Source organism: Stenotrophomonas sp. YJH_SMC_138 (assembly GCF_059369855.1).
Map to the genome: position 1 here is coordinate 75,767 of NZ_JCAFTB010000007.1, position 24,872 is coordinate 100,638.

General features: G+C 68.5%; 23 protein-coding genes. 15 read left to right on the forward strand and 8 right to left on the reverse strand.

Annotation, left to right across the window (positions count from 1 at the left end; translation table 11 throughout):
• Positions 1-3: 3 nt before the first annotated feature.
• The 12 genes from AC5P7I_RS15255 (at position 4) to AC5P7I_RS15310 (ending at position 12,323) form a co-directional block, all read left to right on the forward strand.
• The gene (locus tag AC5P7I_RS15255; protein ID WP_046431106.1) at positions 4-549 is read left to right on the forward strand and encodes an A24 family peptidase; all 546 of its coding nucleotides are present in this window, start codon (positions 4-6) and stop codon (positions 547-549) included.
• On the forward strand, positions 546-1,022 hold the full coding sequence (locus AC5P7I_RS15260) for a TadE/TadG family type IV pilus assembly protein (protein ID WP_164077797.1): 477 nt from the start codon (positions 546-548) through the stop codon (positions 1,020-1,022). The genes AC5P7I_RS15255 and AC5P7I_RS15260 overlap by 4 nt, the downstream gene beginning before the upstream one ends.
• Before the next feature lie 25 nt (positions 1,023-1,047).
• Positions 1,048-2,082 (forward strand): Flp pilus assembly protein CpaB, encoded by a 1,035-nt coding sequence (cpaB, locus tag AC5P7I_RS15265; RefSeq protein WP_262088210.1) that lies wholly within the window; start codon positions 1,048-1,050, stop codon positions 2,080-2,082.
• 18 nt (positions 2,083-2,100) lie between these two features.
• Positions 2,101-3,459 carry a type II and III secretion system protein family protein gene (locus AC5P7I_RS15270; protein ID WP_032962552.1) on the forward strand — a complete coding sequence of 453 codons (1,359 nt, stop codon included), beginning with the start codon at positions 2,101-2,103 and terminating at the stop codon, positions 3,457-3,459.
• A gap of 27 nt (positions 3,460-3,486) precedes the next feature.
• Positions 3,487-4,743, forward strand: a complete 1,257-nt coding sequence (locus AC5P7I_RS15275; RefSeq protein WP_041863560.1) for a CpaE/TadZ family protein — start codon at positions 3,487-3,489, stop codon at positions 4,741-4,743.
• The gene (locus AC5P7I_RS15280; protein WP_014647459.1) at positions 4,728-6,077 is read left to right on the forward strand and encodes a TadA family conjugal transfer-associated ATPase; all 1,350 of its coding nucleotides are present in this window, start codon (positions 4,728-4,730) and stop codon (positions 6,075-6,077) included. The genes AC5P7I_RS15275 and AC5P7I_RS15280 overlap by 16 nt, the downstream gene beginning before the upstream one ends.
• 2 nt (positions 6,078-6,079) lie before the next feature.
• A complete protein-coding gene (locus AC5P7I_RS15285; protein WP_262088211.1) occupies positions 6,080-7,036 on the forward strand; it encodes a type II secretion system F family protein in 957 nt (318 codons plus the stop codon).
• A 28-nt stretch (positions 7,037-7,064) separates the two neighbouring features.
• On the forward strand, positions 7,065-8,000 hold the full coding sequence (locus tag AC5P7I_RS15290; protein ID WP_014647461.1) for a type II secretion system F family protein: 936 nt from the start codon (positions 7,065-7,067) through the stop codon (positions 7,998-8,000).
• Positions 8,000-8,890: a tetratricopeptide repeat protein gene (locus AC5P7I_RS15295; RefSeq protein ID WP_032962555.1), complete on the forward strand. Its 891-nt coding sequence runs from the start codon at positions 8,000-8,002 to the stop codon at positions 8,888-8,890. The genes AC5P7I_RS15290 and AC5P7I_RS15295 overlap by 1 nt, the downstream gene beginning before the upstream one ends.
• A complete protein-coding gene (locus tag AC5P7I_RS15300; RefSeq protein WP_262088212.1) occupies positions 8,887-9,348 on the forward strand; it encodes a DUF3613 domain-containing protein in 462 nt (153 codons plus the stop codon). Before AC5P7I_RS15295 ends, AC5P7I_RS15300 begins: the two co-directional genes overlap by 4 nt.
• Before the next feature lie 8 nt (positions 9,349-9,356).
• Positions 9,357-11,507, forward strand: a complete 2,151-nt coding sequence (locus AC5P7I_RS15305; RefSeq protein WP_262088213.1) for a TadG family pilus assembly protein — start codon at positions 9,357-9,359, stop codon at positions 11,505-11,507.
• A gap of 105 nt (positions 11,508-11,612) precedes the next feature.
• Complete coding sequence (locus AC5P7I_RS15310; protein ID WP_014647465.1) at positions 11,613-12,323, forward strand: DUF2968 domain-containing protein; 711 nt, start codon at positions 11,613-11,615, stop codon at positions 12,321-12,323.
• A 75-nt stretch (positions 12,324-12,398) separates the two neighbouring features.
• On the opposite strand, the gene AC5P7I_RS15315 is transcribed toward AC5P7I_RS15310, so the two are convergent.
• Entirely contained in the window at positions 12,399-12,785 is a 387-nt protein-coding gene (locus AC5P7I_RS15315) for a hypothetical protein (protein ID WP_262088214.1), read from the reverse strand.
• Positions 12,786-12,971: 186 nt separating this feature from the next.
• On the opposite strand from AC5P7I_RS15315, the gene AC5P7I_RS15320 reads away from it, so the two are divergent.
• A complete protein-coding gene (locus AC5P7I_RS15320) occupies positions 12,972-13,796 on the forward strand; it encodes an alpha/beta fold hydrolase (RefSeq protein WP_014647467.1) in 825 nt (274 codons plus the stop codon).
• Positions 13,797-13,910: 114 nt separating this feature from the next.
• On the opposite strand, the gene AC5P7I_RS15325 is transcribed toward AC5P7I_RS15320, so the two are convergent.
• The 7 genes from AC5P7I_RS15325 to AC5P7I_RS15355 form a co-directional block, all read right to left on the reverse strand.
• A complete protein-coding gene (locus AC5P7I_RS15325) occupies positions 13,911-15,557 on the reverse strand; it encodes an MFS transporter (protein WP_262088215.1) in 1,647 nt (548 codons plus the stop codon).
• Positions 15,551-16,834, reverse strand: a complete 1,284-nt coding sequence (locus AC5P7I_RS15330) for an alginate export family protein (RefSeq protein ID WP_180835386.1) — start codon at positions 16,832-16,834, stop codon at positions 15,551-15,553. The genes AC5P7I_RS15325 and AC5P7I_RS15330 overlap by 7 nt, the downstream gene beginning before the upstream one ends.
• On the reverse strand, positions 16,813-18,660 hold the full coding sequence (locus AC5P7I_RS15335; RefSeq protein ID WP_262088240.1) for an amidohydrolase: 1,848 nt from the start codon (positions 18,658-18,660) through the stop codon (positions 16,813-16,815). Before AC5P7I_RS15335 ends, AC5P7I_RS15330 begins: the two co-directional genes overlap by 22 nt.
• A 119-nt stretch (positions 18,661-18,779) precedes the next feature.
• The gene (locus AC5P7I_RS15340; protein ID WP_262088216.1) at positions 18,780-19,205 is read right to left on the reverse strand and encodes a DoxX family protein; all 426 of its coding nucleotides are present in this window, start codon (positions 19,203-19,205) and stop codon (positions 18,780-18,782) included.
• A gap of 2 nt (positions 19,206-19,207) precedes the next feature.
• Positions 19,208-19,864, reverse strand: a complete 657-nt coding sequence (locus AC5P7I_RS15345) for a hydrolase (protein WP_014647472.1) — start codon at positions 19,862-19,864, stop codon at positions 19,208-19,210.
• A complete protein-coding gene (locus AC5P7I_RS15350) occupies positions 19,861-20,277 on the reverse strand; it encodes a helix-turn-helix transcriptional regulator (RefSeq protein WP_262088217.1) in 417 nt (138 codons plus the stop codon). The genes AC5P7I_RS15345 and AC5P7I_RS15350 overlap by 4 nt, the downstream gene beginning before the upstream one ends.
• Positions 20,278-20,354: 77 nt before the next feature.
• Positions 20,355-20,687, reverse strand: coding sequence for a hypothetical protein (locus AC5P7I_RS15355; RefSeq protein WP_046431144.1), 333 nt, complete (start codon positions 20,685-20,687; stop codon positions 20,355-20,357).
• A gap of 96 nt (positions 20,688-20,783) precedes the next feature.
• Between AC5P7I_RS15355 and AC5P7I_RS15360 the strand changes: the two genes are divergently transcribed.
• Positions 20,784-23,813, forward strand: a complete 3,030-nt coding sequence (locus AC5P7I_RS15360) for a sensor histidine kinase (RefSeq protein WP_262088218.1) — start codon at positions 20,784-20,786, stop codon at positions 23,811-23,813.
• A complete protein-coding gene (locus tag AC5P7I_RS15365; protein WP_262088219.1) occupies positions 23,806-24,459 on the forward strand; it encodes a response regulator in 654 nt (217 codons plus the stop codon). Before AC5P7I_RS15360 ends, AC5P7I_RS15365 begins: the two co-directional genes overlap by 8 nt.
• The last annotated feature ends 413 nt before the right edge of the window (positions 24,460-24,872 follow it).

Here is a 24,872-nt window from a genome sequence, read left to right on the forward strand (position 1 = left end):
GCGATGACACTGCTGGGATTGTTGGCCATCGGCGTATGCCTGCGGATCGCGATCAGTGATCTGTATGCCCGTCGGGTGCCCAACGCCTGGCTGATCGCCGCTTGCGTGATCGCCACCGTGGTGATCGTCTTCGGCCAGTTCAGTGCGCCGCGCCAGCCGTGGCTGCCCCACGTTGCCGGCGCGGCGCTCGGCCTGTTGGCGCTGCTGCCGTTCTATGCCCTGCGCTGGATGGGCGCCGGCGACGTGAAGTTCTTTGCCGTGCTGGGGCTGATGCTGGGCTGGCAGGCGCTGCTGCCGGTCTGGCTGGTCGCCAGCCTCGCCGCCGGGTTGCACGCCGTGCTGGTGCTGGCGGGCCGGCGCCTGGGCGTGTTGCTGCCCGGCCACCTGCAGATGCAGGTGAATCGCACCAGCACGCAATGGCACGCGCATCCGGCCCTGCGCGACATGCAGGCCGCACGCCAGGGACGACGTGGCATTCCCTATGCCGCCTACCTCGCACTCGCCGCCATCGGCTGGGTGCTGGCAAGCATCTACGGAGGTGCACCATGAACATCCGCAGCCCGCGCCAGCAACGCGGCGTCGCCAGCATCGAGTTCGCCCTGATGCTGATGCTCGGCCTGTTGCCGCTGCTGCTGTTCACCTTCTCCGGGGTGATGATCATGGCAGCACAGCAGACCCTGGCCACCGCCTCGGCCGAAGGCGCGCGCGCCTCGCTGCGCTACGGCACGGCCGGCGAACGGCGCACCGCCGCCTGCGTCGCCGCACGCACCTCGATGCAATGGCTGCTGCAGTTCTCCAAGCAGAACGTGGACTGCAGCGCGGGGGGCAGCAATGCCATCGTGGTGTCCGCGCAGGCGCCCTGCGCCGGCCTGGCCACGGCCCAGTGCATGACCGTGACAGTCAGCTACGACTACGCCAGCCATCCCTTCCTGCCCGGCACCGCCACGCTCTACAAGTGGGTGATGCAGGCTCCCATCCGCAGCGTCGCGGTCGCCCAGCTCGATCTCGGCAGCGGCAACTGATGACCGGTATTTTGGAGACGGTTCCATGCTCAAGTTGACCCGCATCGCTGCCGTCGCCCTGATCGGCCTGGCCGTGCTGCTGGCGCTGATCGCCTTCATGATCGGGCGCAAACCGGCCGCACCGGTCACGGCCGCGCCGATCGCGCACAACGAAGTGCAGGCCATCACGGTGGTGGAAGCCGTGGCGCGCCTGCCCGCGGGCGAGCCGATCAGCGCCAACGACCTGCGCCTGGCCCAGCGCACCTCCCCCGTCGCCGGTGCCGCCACCAGCATCGCCGCCGTGGTCGGCAAGGTGCCGGTGCAGGACATCGCCGAAGGCAGCCCGATCAGCAGCAGCGCATTGGCACAGGGCTTCTCGCTGCAGCTGCGGCCGGGCGAGCGCGCACTGGCCGTGCCCGTGGACGAACTGGTTGGTGCCGGCAACCGCATCCTTCCCGGTGACTTCGTCGACGTCTTCCTCAACCTGCGCAATGCCCAGCCCAGCATCAACAGCCCCGCCGAAGCCGCGCAGACGCGCCTGCTGCTGTCGCGCCTGCGCGTGCTGAGCTATGGGCAGCAGGACATCGCGCCGGTCGCCTCGGAAGCCACCTCCAATAGCGAGGCCGACACCCGCAACGACCCGCGCGCGGCCGACATCACCGGCAGTGGCAGCAGCCACAGCAGCAATGAAGCCCCGCAACCCGCGCGCAGCGCGGTGCTGGCGGTACCGGTGGCCGACGCCAATCGACTGCTGCTGGGTGCGCAGCAGGGCAAGCTGTTCCTGGCGCTGCGCAATCCCGCTGATACGGGCCTGCCCGACCTCGCACTGTTCCCTCAGTCGCGCGGCGTGATCGATCCGCTGCGTGGGCTCGACGCAGAGCAGCAGCTGGCACTGCAGCGCCCGGAGAACCATGCCTTCGCCGGTATCGACGGCGACGCGCTGGCCGGCCGCGGCAGTGCCCCGCCACGCAGCAACGCGGATGCACCCGCGCGTGCGCCGACGCCCCGTCGCAGCGCCCCGCGCGCTTCGGGTATCGAGATCATCCGTGGCGACAGTTCCGCCCCCCGTGGCTCCCTTTGACCTGCATCGAGCGCATCCATGACCGAACGTCGCCGCCGTCCACGCCTTTCTCCCCGCCAGCGGTGGCTGGCCCTGCTGCTGGTGCTGCTGGCACCGGCAACGAGCGTGGCCGCCGATGACCTGGTGCTGCAGGCCCGTGAGCAGCGTCCCTGGAACCTGCCGGCCGACCTGGAACGGGTGGCCATTGCCGACCCCGGCGTTGCCGACATCGTGATGCTGCGCGGCCAGCGCCAGGCGCTGCTGGTGGGCAGGATGCCCGGCACCACCACCCTGCTGCTGTGGCACCGCAAGCAGGCCGAGCCGCAACGGGTGACAGTACGGGTGCAGAGCGCCGTACAGGGTGCGGCCAGCACCGGCGGCAACGATCTGGTGTTCACCCAGCAGGACCAGCAGGGCCTTTTGCAGGGAAGCACTGACAGCGTGCTCTCGCACATGCAGGAACAACGCACGGCGGCGATGGCACTGGGCAAGGAGGGTGCGCTTGCCGATACGTCCACCATCAGCAGCGGCGGTGTGGTCCAGGTCGAGGTCAAGGTGGTCGAGTTCAACAAGACCGCGATGAAGCAGATCGGCATCAACTTCCAGAACCGCAACGGCGGCTTCGCCTACGGCTTCGCGCGGCCCGGCACCGGGTTGCCGGGCAACACCGGCCTGCTGCCCGGCATGAAGGAAGGCAACAGCAGCAACGAGGCCGTCTCGCCGATTTCCTCGGCATTCCGCCTTGTTTTCGGCTCGACCAAGGGGCTGTGGAACGCCGATGTCGAACTGCTGCAGGCCAATGGCATGGCCCGCGTACTGGCCGAGCCGACGCTGGTGGCGCTGTCCGGGCAGAGCGCCAGTTTCCTGGCCGGTGGCGAACTGCCGATCCTGGAACCGCAGGGGCTTGGCACCACCACCATCACCTACAAGCCGTTCGGCATCGGCCTGACCGTGACCCCGACCGTGCTGGCAGCGAACCGCATCGCGCTGAAGGTAGCGCCCGAAGCGAGCGACCTGGACTACAGCAATGCCATTGTGCTCAACAACGTGCAGATTCCCTCGATCACCACCCGCCGCGCCGACACCACCGTCGAGCTGGGTGATGGCGAGAGTTTCGTCATCGGGGGCCTGGTCAGCTCCAACATCGTCTCCAACGTCAGCAAGATTCCGCTGCTGGGCGACCTGCCGATCATCGGCTCGTTCTTCCGCAACTTCGATTACAAGCGCCAGGACAAGGAGCTGGTGATCATCGTCACCCCGCGCCTGGTGCAGCCACTGGCGCGCAACACCGAACTGCCGCTGCCCGGCGAGCGCGAAGCCAGGCCGCATCTCCCCGAGTGGGGTTCCTGGTTGCTGGGTCCGGTCAGCCAGGACCCGGTGCCCGGATTCTCGCGCTGACTCCATGATGCCTGCGATACCACGCCCATGCCCTACGCCACCGCCCAGCCGCTGCATCCGCAAGGACCGCCAATGAACCTGGTCCTGTACGGCATCGACCGCGAACTGCTGCCCCGGCTGGCCGCCAAGCTGCCGCCGAGCACCGCCCTGCATTGGCAGGACAGCAACGCCCCCACCTCCGCCCAGGACCTGCAACGCGGCCCGCAGAGCCTGGTGCTGCTCGACTTCCGGCCCGAGCATGCGGCCGCCTCGAGCGTGCTGGCGCAGCAGCTGCAGCAGACCCAACCGGACCTGCCGCTGGTGGCCGTGGGCGCCACCAGCGCCGGCCAGGTCGAAGGCGTGGTGATCGCGCTGCGCGCCGGCCTGCGCGATGTACTGGACCTGGACAGTGACGACGCAGGCATCGAGGCGGCCTTGCGGCGCGCCCTGTCTCCGCGCCCGGCAGCGGTTGCCCAGCACGCACACAAGGCACGCCTGATCGTGCTGCTGGGTGTGCGCGCCGGCGTCGGCACCAGCACCCTGGCCGCACATCTTTCGGTGCTGGCGCAGCAGACGCGCGCCCTGGCCCAGGGCGAAGCCGTGCAGCAGGACGGCCTGCTGATGGAGCTGGCGCAGCCCTCCGGCGACCTCGCGCTGTACCTCAATCTCGACAGCCGCTTCCACTACGAAGACGCGCTGCGCAATGCCAGCCGCATCGATGCCACCCTCGCCCGCACGGCCATGGCGCGCCATGACTCCGGGCTGGTGCTGCTGGATCGTGCCAGTGGCAGCGATGCCGTTCCGCCCTCGGATCCTGGCGCGCTGCTGCAGCGCCTGCGCGGCGTGTTCGCCAGCGTGCTGTGCGATGCCGGCGGCTGCCCGTTGCGGCAGCTTCCGCCCTTGTTGCTGGACCAGGCCGACGAGATCTGGCTGGTCACCGATGCCTCGATCGCCACGCTGGTTTCTCTGGACCAGGCCCTGAAGCACCTGGCGGGCCAGCGTGAGCGCGAGAAGCGCCTGCAACTGGTGATCAACCGCCACGATGACAGCAGCGGCATGAGCCCGGAACAGATCGCACGCCGCTTCGAAGTACCGCTGCTGGCGACGCTGCCCGAACGACCGCGCGTGCGCCTGGCCGCCAGCCAGGGACACCTGCTGCTGCAGGATGCCCCGCGCGACCCCTATCTGCGTGCCCTCGCCCCGCTCGTGTCGCGCCTGGATCCGGCCGCCTGCCCGGTCCAGCCGCATGGCCTGCGGGAAAGACTCTCCCTTGCCCTGGGTGGATCGCAATGGAAGACAAGGTAACCCCGTTCCCGCATGCCGTTGCCCGCCCGGTACTGCCCGAATCTGCCCCGGGCCACCTGCCGTTCGCGCAGACCGAGCAGTACCAGAAGGTGCTGTCGGCCGCGCATGAGCATCTGCTCAACAGCATCGAGGACGAGCGCATCGACATCGATTCCTGGGCCCCGGACACCATCGCCCGCTGGGTGCAGGTGCAGACCGTGGGCTTCATCCAGGAATGGCGCATCCCGATCAACGAAGAAGAGATGCAGGTGGTCGCCGAGGGACTGGTCAAGGAGCTGACCGGTTTCGGCCCGCTGGACGACCTGCTCCACGACCCCTCCATCGAAGACATCCTGATCAACGGCTTCAAGGACGTGCACGTTTCGCAGGGCGGACAGCTCAAGCGCGCCACCCAGCGCTTCACCGATGATACCCACCTGCTGCGCATCCTGCGCCGCATCCTCGCCCCGCTCGGCCGCCGGCTGGATGATTCCAATCCGATGGTCGACGCGCGCCTGCCCAACGGTGGCCGCCTCAACGCGATCATCTCGCCGCTGGCGGTGGACGGACCGATGGTGTCCATCCGCAAGTTCCGCAAGGACCCGTTCACCCCCGACGAACTGCTCGCCAAGGGCACCTTCGACGCACCGATGCAGGCACTGCTGAAGGCGATGGTGCTGGGGCGCTGCAACATCCTGGTCTCCGGCGGCACCAGCTCGGGCAAGACCTCGCTGCTCAATGCCCTGGCCAGCTACGTGCCGGCCGATGAGCGCGTCATCACCGTGGAGGACACCGCCGAGCTTTCGCTGAACCATCCGCACGTGGTGCGCCTGGAGAGCCGCATCGGCGGCGCCGAGGGCCAGGGCGCGGTCAGCATCCGCGACCTGGTGCGCAACAGCCTGCGCATGCGCCCGGACCGCATCGTGGTCGGCGAAGTGCGCGGCGCTGAAGTGCTGGAAATGCTGCAGGCGATGAACACCGGCCACGACGGATCGATGGCCACCATCCACGCCAACACGCCGCGCGACTGCCTGTACCGCATCGAGATGCTGGCCGGGTTTGCCGGCTTCCAGGGCAGCGAAGACAGCCTGCGCCGGCAGATCGCCAGCGCCATTGATTTCATCGTGCAGATCTCGCGACTGGGCAGCGGGCGCCGGGTGCTGGTCTCGATCACCGAGATCACCGGGGTCAGCGACAACCTGATCACCACCCAGGAGATGTTCCGCCACGAGGTGCAGATCGATGGCACCGGCCGCGAGACCGACCGCTGGATCGGCCTGGGCTTCCATCCGCATTCGCACAAGCTGGAGCCGTTCCGCCAGCAGCTGCGCGAATCACTCTACGGGGACTTCTGAACATGGGCACCGGCCTGCTGCTGGGCGTGTTGAGCATCATCTCGGTGCTGCTGGCGCTGGCCGTCTGGCTGTGGGGTACCGCCAGCAGCCGTGAACAGCGCCAGGTCTCGCTGCAGCACACCGAGCAGCAGCTGGCACGCGGCAGCACGGCCGGTGCGGTGCCGGCCGGGCCTGCCGTTGCGGCGGCGAACGATTCGGCCCGCCCCGCCAGCAGTGGGAGCCGCGCATTACCCTGGGATGGCGTCCTGCAGCGCGCCGGCCTGCAGCCGGGCTGGAAGCTGCCACTGATGCTGCTGGTACCGGGACTGGTGCTTGCGGTCGTGGCGGCGATGCGTCTGGGCACGGCCTGGATGTTCCCGCTGACCCTGCTGCTGTACCTGCTGGGCTGCTGGTTGTGGGTGATGCGCCGGATCACCAGACTGCGCGCGCAGCTGCTGCACCAGATGCCGGACTTCCTCGACAACCTGGTCCGCCTCACCGCGCTGGGCAACAGCCTGCAGGCCGCGTTCCAGGTGTCTTCGATGCAGACCAGCGCGCCACTCCGCGGCCTGCTGGACACCACGGTGCGCTATGCGCGCAGCGGCATGGAGCTGGATCGTGCATTGAGCCTGGCCGCACAGCCGTACCGGATGGACGTGCTGAAGGTGCTGGCGGTGGTGATCGGGGTGAGCGTGCGCATCGGCGGGCGCGCCGACCAGATCCTGCAGCGCATGGGTGATTTCATGCGCGACCTGGAGCAGGCCCAGCAGGAGCTGGCCGCCACCACCTCGGAAACCCGCATGTCGGCCTGGGTATTGGGGCTGCTGCCTCCGGCCAGTGCGGTGCTGATGGCGATCTCCAGCCCGTCGTTCTTCCAGCCGGTGCTGCATGACCCGCTCGGCCACAGGATCCTGCTGATCGCACTGGGCCTGGAACTGCTCGGGGCGTTGCTGCTGTACCGCCTGGCCAAATCGCTATGACCGCCCGCAGCTACCCGGGAGGTGCCCGATGAGCGCCAGCGCCTGGTTCGCCCTTTCGCTGCTGGTGCTGGCAGCGGGCGTCGCCCTGCTCGGCATTGCCGGCTGGGTGCGCAGCCATCGCGAGCACCGCACCTCGGCCGCGCTGAAGACCGCCCTGCAGCCGCGCGAGGAAGCCCGCGACACCGAGGCCACGCGCCGCGACTCGCTGGGCTGGCTCGAGCGCTTCGGGCGCTCGCTCAGTGGTGGCCGCCTGGAGGCCGCGCTGCTGGCCAACGAGGACAGGCTGCTGCTGGACCTGGCCGGCTGGAACACGCGCCGCGGCACCGCCATCTATCTCGGCCTGCGCCTGTTGCTTGCGCTGCTGGTGCTGGCGCTGGCGCTGGCGTTCAGCAGCGCGCACGGTCTGGCCAGGGTGATGGTGGTGATCGGTGCGCTGGCGGCCGGGCTGCTGCTGCCCAAGTTCGTGCTGTCGTCGTGGGTCAAGCGCCGCCGCCGCGCGGTCGAGAACGAACTGCCCTTGCTGATCGACCTGCTGCGCCTGCTGCAGGGCGTGGGCTTCAGCATGGACCAGAGCCTGCAGACGCTGGGCGACAAGCTGCGCGATGCGTTGCCGGTACTGGGCGGCGAACTGCAGGAAGCCAACGTGGCCTACACCCACGGCCGCACCCGCGCGCAGTCACTGCGGCGCTTGAGCGAGGTCTACGCCGATGACGACCTGGCCAGCCTGATGCAGCTGATCCTGCAGGTGCATGCGCACGGCGGCGCCGTGCAGGAACCGCTGCGCCAGTTCAGCATCCGCCTGCGCGAGCAGCGCCGCAACACGTTGAAGGAAAAGGTCGGCAAGCTCTCGGTGAAGATGACCGTGGTGATGATGCTGACCCTGTTGCCGGCACTGATGCTGGTGCTTGCCGGTCCAGCGCTGGTCGCGCTGGCCACCACCATGTCCAAGATGGGATCGCCCTGATGCCTGCCCTGCGCACCCCCTGCCTGCTGCTTGCCGTCGCCCTCGCCACCCTGGCCAGTGGCTGCGCATCGACCACGCCGAAGTACGTGCGGGCGCCCAGCCTTGCGCCGCCGGAGCCCGATCCGCAGGACAGCCGCAACACCTATCTGGAGCTGATCGAGCGCATGCAGCAGCAGGGCGCCTGGTATGCCTCGCTCGCCCACGTGGAGGCCTTCCGCCAACGCTATGGTGATCGCCCCGCCCTGCGCCTGCTGCAGGCCGACGCCCTGCGCGAGACTGGCCAGAGCGACGCAGCGGTAGCGCTGTATCGCGAGCTGTCCAGCGGGCCGCAGGCCGCTGCGGCCGCCCACGGCCTGGGCCTGATCGCTGCACGCCGCGATGACGACGCCGGCAGCGAACAGGCGCTGGCGCGCGCCACGCAACTGCAGCCCTTGAACACCGACTACCTGGGCGACCTGGGTTATGCGCGGCTGCGCGCCGGCCAGTTCGACCAGGCGCGCGAGCCGCTGGCCAAGGCCCTGGAACTGTCGCCAGGCAACGCCAAGGCCACGGCCAATCTCGCACTGTGGGCGCTCCTGCGCGGCGACCAGGCCACCGCGGAGCGCCTGGCGGCACAGGCCAACCTCAACGACGAAACGCGCCGCAGCATCCAGCAGCAGGCCCAGCAGATCCGCACGCGCCTGCAGCAGCGGCAGGCGGCGGCCGCCGTCAACGCCCCTGCGCCTGCGTCCGCGGCCAGCAGCGAACACGGCGCCCGTGCGTCGGGCAGCACCCGGCTGGCAGCCGAACCACGCCGCGAAGCACGTGACGAGCGCGATCCGCAGCGCCTGCCACCGTCGATGCTGGAACGCTTCAGCACCACCGAACACCCGACCGGAAGCACACCATGACTGCGATGCACCTGACCCGACGCCTGTTGCCCGTGCTGTCCTGCCTGCTTGCTGCCGGTGCCGTGCAGGCCCAGCAACAGCCATTGACCGGACAGATGCTAGGTGGCCCCTTGCCGTCGGCACCGGCCGCAGCACCGATGCAGGCCGAGCCGCTTCCCACCGTGGAGCTGGCCGCACCCGCCGCATCCGCGGCGGTGGCAGCGGTGCCACCGGCACTCCCCGCAACCGACGGTGCCCCGCCGGCAACACCGCGTGCGCGCCTGCAGAGCGGCGAAGCCACCCGCAACCTGTTCCGCCTGCAGGCGTCGGGACAGCAGGCCGGCCAGCGCCTGCCGATCCTGGGTGACCAGGCCACCCTGAGTTATGCGCGTTACCTGAAGAGCTTTGAACACGAGATCCCGGACTTCTTTGAGACCGATGTTGCCCGGTCCAAGGATGCCTCCTCCTCCGGACGCTGAGGTAGGCCATGAAACGCCCACGCCAGTTCAGTTTCGGCCGCACACGCGGCGGCATGTCGGTCACCATGATGCTGGTCATGCTGGCTTTGCTGGCGATGCTGGGCCTGATCGAGATCGGCTATCTGTTCTGGGCCAAGCGCGATGCGCAGAAGGTTGCCGATCTGGCCGCACTGGCCGGCGCGCAGCGACTGGAGTTGTGCAGCGCGGACAACAGCGACAACAGCGCCGCCCGGCAAAGCGCACTGGCCCAGAACAGGTTCGCAGGCACCTTGCAGGTCCGCTGCGGCAACTGGAGTGCCAGCCGCGGTACCAGCAACCGTTTCGTCACCAGCGTTGATGCCAGCAACCCGCGCAATGCGGTGCAGGTGATCGCCGAGCGCAGCGTGCTGCCCTTCTTCGGCCAGAACACCAGCCTGCCGACCGTCAGCGTGCAGGCGGTCGCCCGCCGCTCGGAGCCCACGGCGGTGTTCGCGGTGGGCTCGCAGCTGCTGCGCACCAATGGCGATTCCGTACTGCTGTCGACCCTGCGCCTGGTCGGCCTGGATGTCAGCAATGCCACGGTGCTGTCCTATGACGGTCTGGCGCAGGCCAACGTCACCCCATCCGGCCTGCTGAAGGCACTCAACATCCCGGTGAGCGCCAACCTCAGCGTGGCCGATTTCAACCGCCTGCTGTCGGTCAACAAGATCTCGCTGGCGCAACTGGTCGATGCCACCGCCACCGTGGTCGGCCGTGACTCGACGGTGGGCGTGCAGCTGCGCGCCCTGTCCGACCTGGTCGCCACCCAGCTGGACATCAACAAGCTCAACATCGTGCTCGGCAGCCAGGCCGGCGGCGGCGGGCTGTTCGCGGAAGTTGTCTCACCCGACGGCACCGTCGGCAGCGCACTGGAATCGAAGATCAACGTGCTCAACCTGATCAGCACCGCCATCTCCATCGCCAACGATGGCAACGGCGTGACGATCAAGGGGCTGGACCTGCTGGGCATCAACATCCAGGGCGGCGTGGTCGAGCCGCCGTCGATCGCCATCGGCGGCGTCGGCACCCGCGCCTACAATGCGCAGGTGCGGCTGATGGTGGACGTGGACAGCAACAACCTGTTCGCGCTTGGGCCGCTGCTGAACCTGCTCGGCACGCGCCTGCACCTGCCGCTGCACGTCGACGTGGCCAACGGCATGGGTACCCTGACCGGCATCCAGTGCGGCGGCAGTCCCCCCAAGGCCACCATCCAGGTCGATTCATCGGTGCTGCGTGCCTGCGTCGGCAACGTCGACCCCGCACAGCGATTCTCCAAGGCCAATGTCTGCGACGCCACGCTGCAGAACGAACAGCTGTTGAAGCTGCTGGGCCAGCCGCTGATCAACGACAGGATCACCCTGCCCGCCCTCACCGGCTCACAGAACCTGACCCTGGCTGCGGGCGAGACCGGCTCGACCCGGATCAATCCGCTCGCGATCGGTGACGCAGTGTCGAGCCTGGTCAACGAGCTGCTGCGGGTGCTGTCGGGCATGCTCAGCTCGCCCAAGCAGGGCATGAGTGCCAACGACACGGCCAAGGCGCTGGCCGATCGTTACCTGCAGGCGGCCTTTCCCACTGGCGGACGCTACAACGTCGACCAGGTCATCCCGCTGCTGCGCGATGGCGATCCGGCACGCAACCTCGCCCCGCTGGGCAACTGGACGGTGAAGAATGGCGTCCCCAAGCCCTGCCTGCTGGGCCTGACCACCTGCTGGGAAGACGGTTCGGTGTGGACCGGTTACAGGACGACCGTCACCGGCCAGGGCCTGGGCCTGCTCGATGGCCTGCTCGGCTCGCTGGTCGGCGGCCTGCTGATCAACCGCTGCGACAGCCTGCTCGGCAACCTGATCGACTACAACGGCTGCGTGCGCAACAACCTGGCGTCGTACATCCAGACCGCGCCGGCGGGTTTCCTCGATGGCGCCAGTGGCAGCGGCGTCGCCAACCCGGACGGAAGCGTCAGCTGCAGCGGCCTGCTGTGCACCGTGCTGAAGCCGATCCTGGCAGCACTGCGACCGGTGCTCAACAGTGTCGGCACTCTGCTGACCAACCTGCTGGCCAGCGTGCTGGGCCTGGAACTGGGCCGGACCGACGTCAACGTGCAGTCGATCCAGTGCAGCGCGGCACAGCTGGTCTATTGAAATCGCGCCGTGACCGCCGCCCTTGGCGGCGCCCGCGCCCATGCTAGACTCCCGGCGGGGAACCACCTTCATCTCAACCCACACTCATCCGTGGATGGTCTAGACATGCGAGAAACTTCAGGGGGCGCGGTCTTCGCCCGGCACGCGCGCAACGCAGCAGTGCTGGCCGTGGCCATGATGCTGGTGGCACCGGCGGCGATGGCCGCGCGTGGCGACCGCGAGGCTGCAGCCGAACCGGCGCGCAGCGCGCCGGTGGTGCGCAATACCGTGGACGAGCTCAAGCAGTTGATGGATTCGCGCCAGCTGACCGAGCTGCGCACCACCTACAACGGCAACTACGGCGCCAGCCTGCTGTTCAACGCCAATACCCTGACCTACTACGTCGCCCTGTTCCAGGAGAAGAACTTCTGGCGGGTGATCAAGACCGATGCGGTGGACAACGCCGAACGTGTCTACCGCACCTTCGCGCAGCAGTCCGAGCAGCTGGCCCAGGTCTACATCGACACCACCCGCCTGGAAGCCGGCAAGCGCTACACCGAGCGCCTGGTGGCCTACAACGAAGAACGCCTGCGCACCCTGCAGCAGGAAATGGAACAGCAGCAGGCACAGTCGGCGCAGGTCAGCGCCGCCCTGCAGCAGGCCCAGCAGCAGGCAGTCAGCCTCAGCACCGATGTGCAGAGCACCAACAGCCAGCTGGACGCCCTGCAGCGCCGCATCCAGATCCTGCAGGCCGAACAGGGCAACCCGGAGTTGAGCCTGCCCAAGCCGGACAGCGTGCCCTCGCCGGCACCGGCCGCCACCAGCGACGGCCGCTGAGAGCTGCACTCACGGCATTGCACACGACGGCGCCCCAGGGCGCCGTTGTTGTTTTCGGCGCTTCAGTGCACCACTTCACTGGCAGGCGTCGTAGACCGCGTCATCCAGCTGCCGGCGCTTCACGAAATCCAACCGCCGACGTTTGAGCAGCGCCTGTCCGCGCTGGCGGCGCACACGCTCGCAGGCCGCCGCATCCGTACTGATCGTGATCAATGCGCCCTGCGCCCGGACGGCACGACGCGGGCGACGCGACGGCTTCGATGGCGTGACTGCGGGAACCACCGCCCCACGGGACAATGACTGCTCCGCCGGGACATCCCAGCGCCACGCCGCCCGGCCCTGGCAGGGTGTCTGCTGGTAGACCGGATGCGGTCCATCCACGCATTTGTAGACATTGGTCTGAGCCGGCGCGGCCATCGGCAACAGCAGGCACAACAGCAGGGACCATCGCGTGGCGGGCATCCGGGCATTCCACAGGCGGGCTGCGGACATCCTCGGCGCGCGACTCGGGTCCCGCCAGAGCGATATGCGTCACATCCTCTGCAATCCAGCACAGCGGTGCAAGTCCGTCGCCGGCACCTGCGCTGTACTGCCGAAGGCACCGGCAGCCTGCCGGTGCCTTCCCTCCCTTCCGCCAAGGAACCTGCAATGAGCAACTTCGTCACCGTCGCCGACGGCGCCCGCATCTTCTACAAGGATTGGGGCAACGGCCAGCCGATCGTGTTCGCCCACGGCTGGCCGCTGTCGTCCGATGCCTGGGACCCGCAGATGCTGTTCATGGGCCAGAACGGTTACCGCGTGATCGCCCACGACCGCCGCAGCCACGGCCGTTCCAGCCAGACCTGGGACGGCAACAACATGGACACCTACGCCGACGATCTGGCTGCAGTGATCGAGGCGCTGGACCTGAAGGACGCGATCCTGGTCGGCCATTCCACCGGCGGCGGCGAAGTGGCCCACTACATCGGCCGCCACGGCAGCACGCGCGTGGCCAAGGTGGTGCTGGTCGGCGCCGTGCCGCCGCTGATGCTCAAGACCGCCGGCAACCCGGCCGGCACCCCGCTGGAGGTCTTCGACGGCATCCGCAAGGGCACCGGCGGCGACCGTTCGCAGTTCTTCAAGGACCTGACCACCCCGTTCTTCGGCGCCAACCGCGATGGCAACACGGTCACCCAGGGCATGCGTGATGCGTTCTGGCTGCAGGGCATGCTCGGTGGCGTCAAGGGCCAGTACGACTGCGTGCACGAATTCTCGGAAGTGGATTACACCGAAGACCTGAAGAAGATCGACGTGCCGGCACTGGTCGTGCACGGTGATGACGACCAGATCGTCCCGTTCGATGCCTCGGCCAAGCTCTCCTCGCAGATCATCAAGAATGCCGAACTGAAGGTATACGCCGGTGCCCCGCACGGCCTGACCATCACCCACGCCGAGCAGTTCAACGCCGACCTGTTGGCGTTCGCGCGCAGTTGATGCGCCGCGGCGGCACTGTAACGGTGCCGCCGCCCCTTCGATCGCAAAAAGGGGACGGAGGGGATTAAGTCGTTTGTGCACAAACGACTTAATCCCCTCCGTCCCCTTTTTTTGTCAGATGTCGTTGTGGTGATGCGGCACAGCGGCAGGCAGCGGGTCATGCCCACCAACGAAGTGGCGCACCACCGGCGCACGCTCACCGCGATGCAATCCGCGCAGCACTTCCTGGATCGCCCTGTCGTCGGCGGTGATGCGTTCGTGCTGGCGCAGGTGCTCCAGCCACGACGGGGTCACGAAATACTCCAGGTGGATGCCTGGACTGGCCACGTCCTCGACCACGCCCCAGACCACGGCGCCATCGCGGCGGCGGATGGTGCCCAGTGCGCGCATCTGCGCCTGGAACGCGGCGCGATCAGCATCGTCAATGCGGTACTCGATGGTCACCAGCACCGGGCCTCGATCATTGGATACCGGTACCGACAGTTCGGGGGCTGGCCAGTGCCCCGCCGGACGCAGGTTCAGGTCTTCGGTGCCGGCGATGCGCACGCGCCACACCAGCAACCCGCCGATGACCGCACCCGCGGCAGCCACCAGCAGGGCCAGCTCCGGCGAGGTGCGCTGAGCCAGTGCGCCCCAGCTCAGGCCGCCGGCGGCCATGCCGGCAGAGAACACCATGATGTACAGCGCCAGCGCACGCGCACGCACCCACGCCGGCACTGCGGTCTGCGCCGCGATCTGCAGCGACGACAGCACGGTGATCCAGGCAAAGCCATTGACCAGCATCACCAGCGGCAGCACGTACCAGCTTCGGGTCAGCGCCAGCCCGACCAGGCTCATGGCCAGCGACAGGGTCGCCAGCAGCACCAGCAGGTCGCGATCCAGCTGCGCGCGCAGCTTCGGCAGCAGCAGCGCACCACCCACCGCACCGATGCCGATGCAGCCGAGCAGCATGCCGTACTGGCCCGCCCCGCCCTGCATCTGCCCACGCACCACCACCGGCAGCAACGCATTCATCGCTGCGGCGAAGAAGAAGAAGCCGACCGACTTGATCAACACCGCCTGCAACCGCCCGGCGCGGCTGGCATAGCGCAGGCCCGCTTTCAGGCCCGCACCGAAGCCTTCCGGCGGCAGGCTGGACTGCTTCGGGTCGCGCTTCCAGCCCCACACCACGAACAGCATCGCGGCGAAGGTGATGGCGTTGAAGCCGAAGGCCCAGACCGCACCGAGCTGGGCGACGATCACGCCGCCGATGGCCGGGCCGATCGAGCGCGCGATGTTGATGCCGATCGAGTTCAGCGCCACCGCCGAGGCCAGCATCGGCTGCGGCACCAGTTCGGACACGATAGCGGCCTGCGCCGGCATCGCCATCGCCGCACCGCAGCCCATGCAGAAGGTCAGCAGCACCAGCAGCTGCGGGGTCAGCATGTCCATCGCGGTCAGCGCAGCCATCACGGCGGCGACCAGCAGCATCCAGCCCTGGGTGGCCAGCAGGTACCTGCGGCGATCAACGATGTCGGCCAGGGTTCCGGCGGCCAGTGCCAGCAGCACGATCGGCAAGGTGGTGGCCGACTGCACCAGGGCCACCATCAACGGCGAGCCGGTACGTTCGGCCATCACCCAGGCGGCGGCCACGTCGTTGACCCAGGTGCCGATGTTGCTGGCCAGGATCGCCAGCCAGATCGAGCGGAACATCTGGATCTTCAGTGGGGACCAGGCGCCTGCGGCCTGTGCGGGGGGTTGCGACGCGGTTGCGTTCACCATTGCCATGCTCCAACGATCGAGGCGAACAGCGTGTCCCGGCCGCCGGCCTGCTTCAGTGCAGGCCCGGCATCGACCCAGGCCAGCTGCAGCTGCCATTGCCAGTGTTCGCTGGCCTGCCAGCGGGTTTCGGATTTGTACTGCGTGCCGATGCGGCGCGCGCCGCCGGCGCTGCCCGGCAACGCCACCAGCGGTGCCGGCGTGGTGTAGACCGCATCAGCGCGACGATGCTTCCAGGCCATCTGTACGCCCAGTTCCGTGGTCACCGCGTCGTGCAGGCGCAGTGTCAGGGTCGGCTGGACGTCCATCAGGTTGGCCGGGGCCAGCAGGCTGGCCTCGCTGAAATAGGCCGACTTCGGGAACAAGGCATTGAAGGTGCCCAGGCGGCCGTCGTGCAGATTGCCATCGCCACTGGCGATGTCGGCCTTCAGCCCCAGACGCGGCTGCAGCGGCAGGTCCGTCCAGCGCCACCCCGTATCGGTGGCCAGCGTCCAGGCGTGGATAGCGAGCGTGCCGGCGGTCGTTCGCAGTTCACCGCCCTGCGCCACCAGCTCGCTGTTCCAGTCCAGTGCACCAGCCTGGCCGAACCAGCGCGCGCCCAGGGTCTGCCGACGTTCGGTGCCGCTGCCGGCGGCAAAGCGCGCGCCGTCGCGACGGTAGTCAAGCAGGTACAGATCCCACTGTCCCGCGCCCCGCCCGCGTGCCGTGGTGGCATAGGCACCCCACAGGTGGGCGCCGTGTTCGCCGCGATCATCGAGGGCACCCGGTCGGTTCTCCAGCGGACGCAGCGCCATCAGTTCAAGCGTGCCGGATCTACCCTTCCAACCCACGCGCGCACCGTCGAACGCCAGGCGGATGTTCGGCCCATCGCGCACCGACAACAGCCGCGAGCTGCCATAGCCGGCTTCCTGCCGGCCGAGTTGCAGATGGAAGCCACCGCGCTGCCAGCGCCAGTACGCCTGCTGCACGTCCAGCGCGCTGCGGTCGGTGCGGCCGGGTCCACCTGCCTTGCCATTCTCGGCATGCACGCCCAGCTGCACCCGTGCCTGCCAGTTGTCCTCGACATACGTGGCCGACGCCAGTGCACGCAGCAGACCGTAGCCGTCTTCACTGCCGCCGATACCGAATCGGGCCGGGTCGTAGTACATCCCCCTGAAGCGCAGCGAGGCGTCCCACTGCAGTTGCCCGGCGCCCATGTCGGTGCAGCGGCCGGTGTCACAGGCCAGCGCCATCCACGGCATGGCCAGCAGCGCCAGGCTCAGAACGCGAAGCACGAGCATCCCATCGCACCCCAGAAGGCGCTCAGGTCGTCGGTGGGCGCCGCGTGCTGCGCGGCATGGCCGTGGGCACCATGCGTACTACAGGCCACGCCGTGATGGTGGCGATGCGCGGCGGCCAATCCGGTGGCAGCACCGCCGACGTGGTAGCCACCGAAGCGGTTGACCGGCGACCAGTCCGGCATCGCCGGCGGCAGCTGCGGCGCAAGCCCTGCATAGTCGGCGTCGGCATGCACGATGCGCCCGCCGACCACGGTCAGCACGCTGGTGATGTCAGCGATCTGCGCGTCATCAACGCGGAAGAAGTCGGCCGAGAGCAGGATGAAGTCGGCCAGCTGGCCCACCTTCAGCGTGCCCTTCACCGCTTCGTCGCCGGAGAACCAGGCGCTGCCCTGGGTCCACAGGCGCAGCGCCTGTTCGCGCTCGAGCAGGTTCTCATCGCCATACAGGGCCAGCCCGCCCACGGTGCGCCCGGTCACCAGCCAGGACAACGCCACCCACGGGTTGTAGCTGGCCACGCGGGTGGCATCGGTACCGGCACCGACCGGCACGCCTTCGGCCAGCATGCGCTTGACCGGCGGCGTGTGCCGCGCCGCCTGCACGCCGTAGCGCTCGACGAAGGCTTCGCCCTGGTAGGCCATGCGGTGCTGCACGGCGATGCCGCCGCCCAGCGCGCGGATGCGTTCGATGTTGCGCGGGGTGATGGTCTCGGCGTGGTCGATGAACCAGTGCAGGCCATCGAACGGCACCTCGCGGTTGACCTGTTCGTACACATCGAGGATGCGGGTGATGCTCTCGTCATAGGTGGCGTGGATGCGGAACGGCCAACGCTTCTCGACCAGCAGTTTCACCACATCGTGCAGTTCCGGTTCCAGCTCAGGCGGCAGTTCAGGGCGCGGCTCGTTGAACAGCTCGAAGTCGGCCGCGGAGAACACCAGCATTTCGCCAGCGCCGTTGTGGCGCAGCAGGTCATCGCCCTGGCGCGGCTGCAGTATCTCGCTCCAGCCGCGGAAGTCGTCCACTTCCTTGCCCTTGTTCTGGGTGAACAGGTTGTAGGCGATGCGCACCGTCAGCTGGTCATCGCGATGCAGCTGCTCGATCACCTGGTAGTCCTCGGGGTAGTTCTGGAAACCACCGCCAGCGTCGATCACCGAGGTGATGCCGAGCCGGTTCAGTTCGCGCATGAAGTGGCGCGTCGAGTTGGCCTGGTACTCGATCGGCAGGCGTGGCCCCTTGGCCAGCGTCGCATACAGGATCAGCGCGTTGGGCTTGGCCAGCAGCAGCCCGGTCGGGTTGCCCAGCGAGTCACGCACGATCTGCCCGCCCGGTGGATCCGGCGTGTCCTTGCTGTAGCCGCAGGCGCGCAGCGCGGCGCGGTTGAGCAGCGCGCGGTCATACAGGTGCAGCAGGAACACCGGCGTATCCGGCGCAATGTCGTTGAGCTCCTGCAGCGTCGGCAGGCGCTTCTCGTTGAACTGTGCGGCGGTGAAGCCACCGACCACGCGCACCCACTGCGGTGCCGGGGTGCGGTCGACCTGGGCCTTCAACATGTCCAGCGCGTTGCCCAGCGAGCGCAAACCGTCCCAGCGCAGCTCCAGGTTGTAGTTCAGGCCACCGCGGATCAGATGGGTATGGCTGTCGTTTAGGCCGGGCAGCAGGCGCCGGCCCTGCGCGTCGATCAGGGTCGCTTCATTGCCCCAGCCGCGCATGATCTCCTCATCGCTGCCGACAGCGACGATGCGGCCCTCCTGCACGGCCAATGCCTGCGCGTGCGGCTGCTGCGGGTCGAGTGTGGTGATGCGGGCATTGCGGATGACCAGCGTGCTCATGCGACGCTCCTTGGAAGTGGAATCGAGTGCGGCAGCGGCGCGACCGGCCAGGCCGAGCGCAACCGCGGCACCGCTGGCCAGCACCACGTTGCGGCGGCCGTGGTCGAGGGGATCGTGACTCATGCGAAAGCTCCCGGAAGTCGTGGACCGTCCAGCGCCCAGGCCCCCGGCCCGGCCAGGGCGATGGCCAGCAGCACCGTGGTCCACATCAGCGGGTACTCACTGCCGCCGCGCATCCAGAACCAGCCCCTGGGCAAGGCCAACAGGAAGGTGAAGCCGATGAAGGCAGCGGCGGCAAGCGCGGCGATGCGGGTCTGCCAGCCCAGCAGCACGGCCAGCCCGGACAGCACCTGCAGCAGGGACAACAGCAGCGGCAACGGCGCCACTGCCGGCAGCCCGAAACCGCGCAGCTCGGTGGCGAAGCCGGCCAGCCCCGGTCCGCCGAACCAGCCAAACAGCTTGCCCAGCGCGTGAGGCAGCAGGAAGCCGCCTGCCGCCACCCGCAGCATCAGCAGGGCCAGGTCGAGGCCGTGGCCGGCCAGCATGCTCAGTGCCCGCCTTCCTGCGCGCCGAACATGCGCTTGGCGTACTGGATGCCGATGCCATAGCCGCCGGCGTGGTCGCGGGCGATGCCGGTGGTCAGGTCGTAGGTTTCACCGCGTGCCCAGTCACGCTGCAGTTCAAGCAGGTACTGCACGCTGGTCATCGGCACCGCGCCGGCCTGCACCATGCGGGTGATCGCACGCTCGTGCGCTTCTTCGCTGACATCGCCACAAGCGTCGGTGATCACGTGGACCTCGAAGCCCTGCGCCAGCGCCGACAGCGCCGGACCCACGATGCAGACACTGGTCCACAGGCCGGCAAGAACCAGCCGGCGCTTGCCGATGCGGTTGATCTCATCGATTACCGGCTGGTCTTCCCAGGTATTCATCGAAGTGCGGTCGAACACCGGCTGGCCCGGGAAGATCTGCGGCAGTTCCGGGAACATCGGGCCGGAGAATGACGTCTCGGCCACCGTGGTCAACACGACCGGCACGTTGAACCCCTTGGCCCCCTTGCTGATCAGCGACACGTTGTTGCGCAGCGCGGAGATGTCGATCGTGTGGGTAGCAAATGCCATCTGCGACTGGAAGTCGATCAGCACCAGGGCATGGTCGGTGGGCGACAGCAGGGCCGGGGCGGGCGTGGCGGTGGCAAGGCTCATGGGTGGACTCCGTGGGAAACATGATCAGGGGGAAGCAGCAGGGCCGCATCGCCGGCCCGATACTGGCCGGGGCTGCAGCCGGTCTCGGCGCGGAAGCTGCGGACGAAATGGCTCTGGTCGAAGAAGCCCAGCTGCTGGGCCAGGCACGCCATCGGCAACTGCGCGCCGGACAGCAGTTGGCAGGCACGCTGGATGCGGCGGCGGCGCACGTAGCGCAGCGGGCTGGCACCGGTGCCGCTACGGAACAGGCGCACCAGGTGGAAGCGGCTGACACAGGCAGCCTGCGCCAGCTCGGTCACCCGCAGCGGCTGCGACAGGTGCTCATCGACATAGCGCAGGGCGCGCTGCAGTGCGGCGGCCTGCTGCGGGGCAAGTGGGATGGCGGACGGATCGGACGGACTGACGGTGGCCATGCGGGGCGCCGCGAGGGGGTGGCCCATGGTGCGTGGCCGGCGCACGATGCCCTACCCCCGTCGGTCGAGGCCGGCACCTACCCGAATGGGGGAGGCCGGCGGCCGAGCAGGCGGCGCCCGAACAAGCGCGCATCCACCGAGTAGGCGCCCGGCCCCAGCATCAGCAGCGCCGCAGGCAACGCCACCAGCGGCCACGGTGCCTGCTGCGCGAACATGGTCGCGGCTGCCATCAGGGTCGCCAGCGGCGTCAACACGCCCAGCACGAGCATGGCCGCCGCCAGCCCGCACAGCACCGCCCCCCAACCAGCATGCGTGCCAGGCGCGCACAGCGCGGCGGCCAGGCACAGCCGCAGCCACAGCAGGCCGATGCCCGGACCGCGATCAGGGAACATCACGAACAGGCGCTGCATGGCCGGGCTCCAGGGGTCATGCCGGCGTGATAGCCGACCACGGCGGCCACTGCCTACCCCGTTCGGGTCACCCCGGACTGCCCCGCACCTGCCAGAATGCGCGCCATGCGTGGCCGCCCCTTCCCGTTGCAACGTCACCTGCGGACGCTGCTGACCTGCCTGCTGCTGTTGACCGCCCTGCCCGCCCTTGCCGTGCAGCGCCCGCCGGTGAGCGGCGGGTTGCCCGATTACGAGCACACGGCCTGGCGCGTCGGCCAGGGCGCCCCCGGTGACATCTGGGACATCACCCAGGACCGCGATGGCCTGTTGTGGCTGGCCACCGGCTCAGGGCTGTACCGCTTCGACGGTCGTCGCTTTGAACGCCAGGCCGCTCCCGCGGGCAGCCATTTCCCGTCCACCAACATGGTCACCCTTGCGCGGGGCCGCGACGATGCACTGTGGATCGGCTACTTCCAGGCCGGCATCAGTCAGTTTGCGCGCGGCCAGCTGCACAACTACGGCCGCGACCAGGGCGTGCCGGTGGGTGTGGTGCCACACTTCAGCCAGGACCGTGACGGCCGGCTGTGGGCCGCGATCAATGGTGGACTACGCCAATTCACTGGCCAACGCTGGCAGCCGCTGCCCGCTGGCATGGGGGTGCCGGAACATCGCGTGCAATGGCTGCTGCACGACAGCCGCGGCACCTTCTGGGTACTGGCCGACCTGAAGATCTGGGTGCGCGCGGCCGGCCAGGCGGCCTTCAAGGACACCGGCATCGCCGTTTCGCAGATGGCGACGCTGGCCGAAAGTCCGCAGGGGGAAGTGTGGCTGGCCGACCGCGCGCGCGGTACGTCGCCGCTGGCCAACGCACGAGGCCTGCTGCCGGACAGCGAGCGCGAGGCACGACGGTTGCCGGAGCTGGTGGCGGCGCGCCTGCAGTTCACTGCCGATGGCGCGCTGTGGGCAACGATGAGCCCGCATGGCGGTGTCGCCCGGGTCACCTTCGATGGCGACCGCGCCATACGCATGGAGCGCTTCGATTCGCCGCACGGGCTGACCGCCACCTCGGCCGTGCCGATCATCGTTGATCGCGAAGGCAATCTCTGGGTCGGCACCAATCTCGGCCTCAACCGCTTCCGCGCGCGCAGCGTGCACACGCTGGCGGTTGGTCCCAGTGATCCCTACCGCTCGCTGGTGCGGGCCAGCGATGGCCATGTGTATGGCTATGGCGAAGACCTCAAGCCCTACGACCTCGAGCGCACCCTGCTCGATGGCAGCGCCACGCAGCTGCAGGCCGCCGCGCGCCAGGCAGCTGCCCCGATCTGGCAGTTCGACTGGGTCAACCTTGCGCGCACCGTGGCCGGCCGCACCACGCGGATTCCGCTGCCTGCGCCGTTCACCGGGCAACCACTGCATGCCCTGCTGTTCCCCGACGACGAACAGGCCTGGGTCTGCACCGGCGAACGGGGGGTGCTGCACTACCAGCAGGGCCAGTGGCAACGCGAACGCCGCCTGCCCGAACAGGCCTGCTCGTCACTGGCGCTGGATGCCAACGGCCAGCTGCTGCTCGGCTATGCAGACGGCCGGCTGCGCCGCATGGGGGCGACGCAGATCGAAACCTTCGACGCCAGCCACGGCCTGTCGGTCGGGCCGATCACGGCGGTACTCGATCATCAGGACCTCCTGCTGGTAGCCGGCGAGGCCGGATTGGCCGTGCGCCCGGGCAATGGCCGGTTCGTTCAGGTGAGCACCGACATGGCCGGCGTCATGGAAGGCATCACCGGCATGGTGGCCGATGCGAATGGCTACCTCTGGCTCAATGGCAGTCGTGGCCTGGTCCGGCTCGGGAGCGATCAGCTGCGGCGCGCACTGCGCAGCCGGCAGCCGGTGACGCCCCGCCTGTTCGATGCGGTGGATGGCATGCCGGGCATCGCCCTGCAGAGCGGACCGATCGCCACCACCGCGCTGGCCAGCGATGGCCTGTTGTGGCTGGCCACCAACCAGGGCCTGGCCTGGCTGGACACCACCCGCTCGCACGTCAACACCATGGCGCCCAGCGTGCGCATCGGCGACGTGCTGTACGGCAGTGAACACCAGCCACTGCGCGACGGCCTGCGCCTTCCGGCCGGCACCAGCCAATTGCAGATCGATTACGTGGCGCTGTCGTTGGCGCGCCCGGAGCGCAACCGCTACCGCTATCGCCTGTCCGGGGTCGACGACGGCTGGCAGGATGCCGGCAGCAGCACGCGCGCGTATTACACCAACCTCGCACCGGGCAATTACCGGTTCGAGGTGGAAGCCGCCAACGAAGACGGCATCTGGAGCACTGCACCCGCCAGCCGCACCTTCCGCATCGCCCCTACCTTCATGCAGACCCTGTGGTTCAAGCTGCTGTGCGCCGCCGCGGTGCTTGCGCTGCTGGTCCTGGCGGTGCGCATCCGCAGCGGGCAGCTGGCTGCACTGTTCCGTGCGCGCCTGCAGGAACGCCATGGCGAACGCGAACGCATTGCCCGCGACCTGCACGACACGCTGCTGCAGGGCAGCCAGGGCCTGATCCTGCGGCTGCACGCGATCAGCCAGTCGCCGCAGACCCCGGACAGGGTGCGCGGCCAGCTGGAATCGGCGATGCAGCTGGCCGAACGCAACCTGGCCGAGGGCCGGGAGCGGGTCAACGCACTGCGCGACGGTCCTTTCGCGGGCCGCGACCTCGCTTCGGCGCTGGCCGATGTTCACGCCGAATACGCCGGGCACGGCACCAATCCGCTGCGCCTGACTGTGGAAGGCGCAACACCACCGCTGCAGGCCGATGCCGCCGAGGAAGTGTTCCTGATCGGCCGCGAGGCCATCCGCAATGCACTGCGCCACGCCAATGCAAGCGCCATCGAGGTAGAGCTGTCCTACGGCGCGCGGTGCTTCCTGCTGCACGTGCGCGACGATGGCGTCGGCATCGCCGACGAAAATGCCGGGCATGGCCATTGGGGCCTGCAGGGCATGCGTGAGCGCGCGCAGCGCCTCGGCGCGGAGCTGCGGCTGTGGACCCGCCCCGGGCTGGGCACTGAAGTCGCGCTGGCGGTTCCCGCCCGTCGCCTGTATCACCGCCGCCCATCGCGTTGGCGCTGGCCCTGGAGTAGAAGCCACCATGACTGAGTCCCCTGCCCCGATCGGCGTGCTGGTGGTCGACGACCACCCGCTGCTGCGTGACGGCCTGGCCGCGCTGCTGGGCGCCCATTCCGACCTGCGCCTGCTCGGCGAGGCCGCCGATGGCGAGGAAGCCATCGAGCGCTATCAGCAGCTGCAGCCGGACGTGGTGCTGATGGACCTGCAGATGCCACGCCTGGATGGTGTGGAAGCCATCGTGCGGATCCGCGCGATGGACCCGCGTGCGCGCATCATCGTGCTGACCACCTATCGCGGTGACGTGCGTGCGGTACGGGCGCTGCAGGCCGGCGCCAGTGCGTACCTGTTGAAGGACATGCTGCGCCACGAGCTGGTCGATACGATCCGCATGGTCGCTGGCGGCCGGCGCGCACCGATACCACCGGCAGTCGCTGCGAGCATTGCCGCACATGTGGTGGAGGACCGGTTGTCGCCGCGCGAGACCGAGGTGCTGCGGCATGTGGCCGGTGGCCGGTCGAACAAGCGCATCGGCGAGCGCATGCAGATTTCCGAGCAGACGGTGAAGGCGCACATGAAGAGCCTGATGGACAAGCTGGGCGTGGGCGATCGCACGCACGCGGTGACCCAGGCGCTGCGGCGCGGCATCATCAGCCTGGACGACAGCGGTCACGATTAGGGGGTTGTTCGGCAGGGCTTGCAGCCCTGCACCCGCTACGCGCTGGAGCAACAGCAACAGCAACAGCATGGATTCCATGGGATGGCGGGGCGGTGTCGGACTGCGGGGACGCTGCAAGTACGTCCCTGCAAGCTTGGCAGCCGCATCCATGCGGCTGACACCCCGCACTCCGACACCGCCCCACCTCTGACGGATTCCGATGGCGTTTGGTAGGTGTCGACCTTGGTCGACACTTCTGTCAGATATCGAAATCAATCAGGGGTCAGATCCGTTTTCCTTCGGAAAACGGATCTGACCCCAAGAGCCGTTCCAACAGACCGCAGGAACCTGTCGAAGGCTACTGAAAATCCGCTGTTTGCGCTGTTGCCGGCCAGCGGCCGGCACTACCGCAGGTGCAGGGCTGCAAGCCCTGC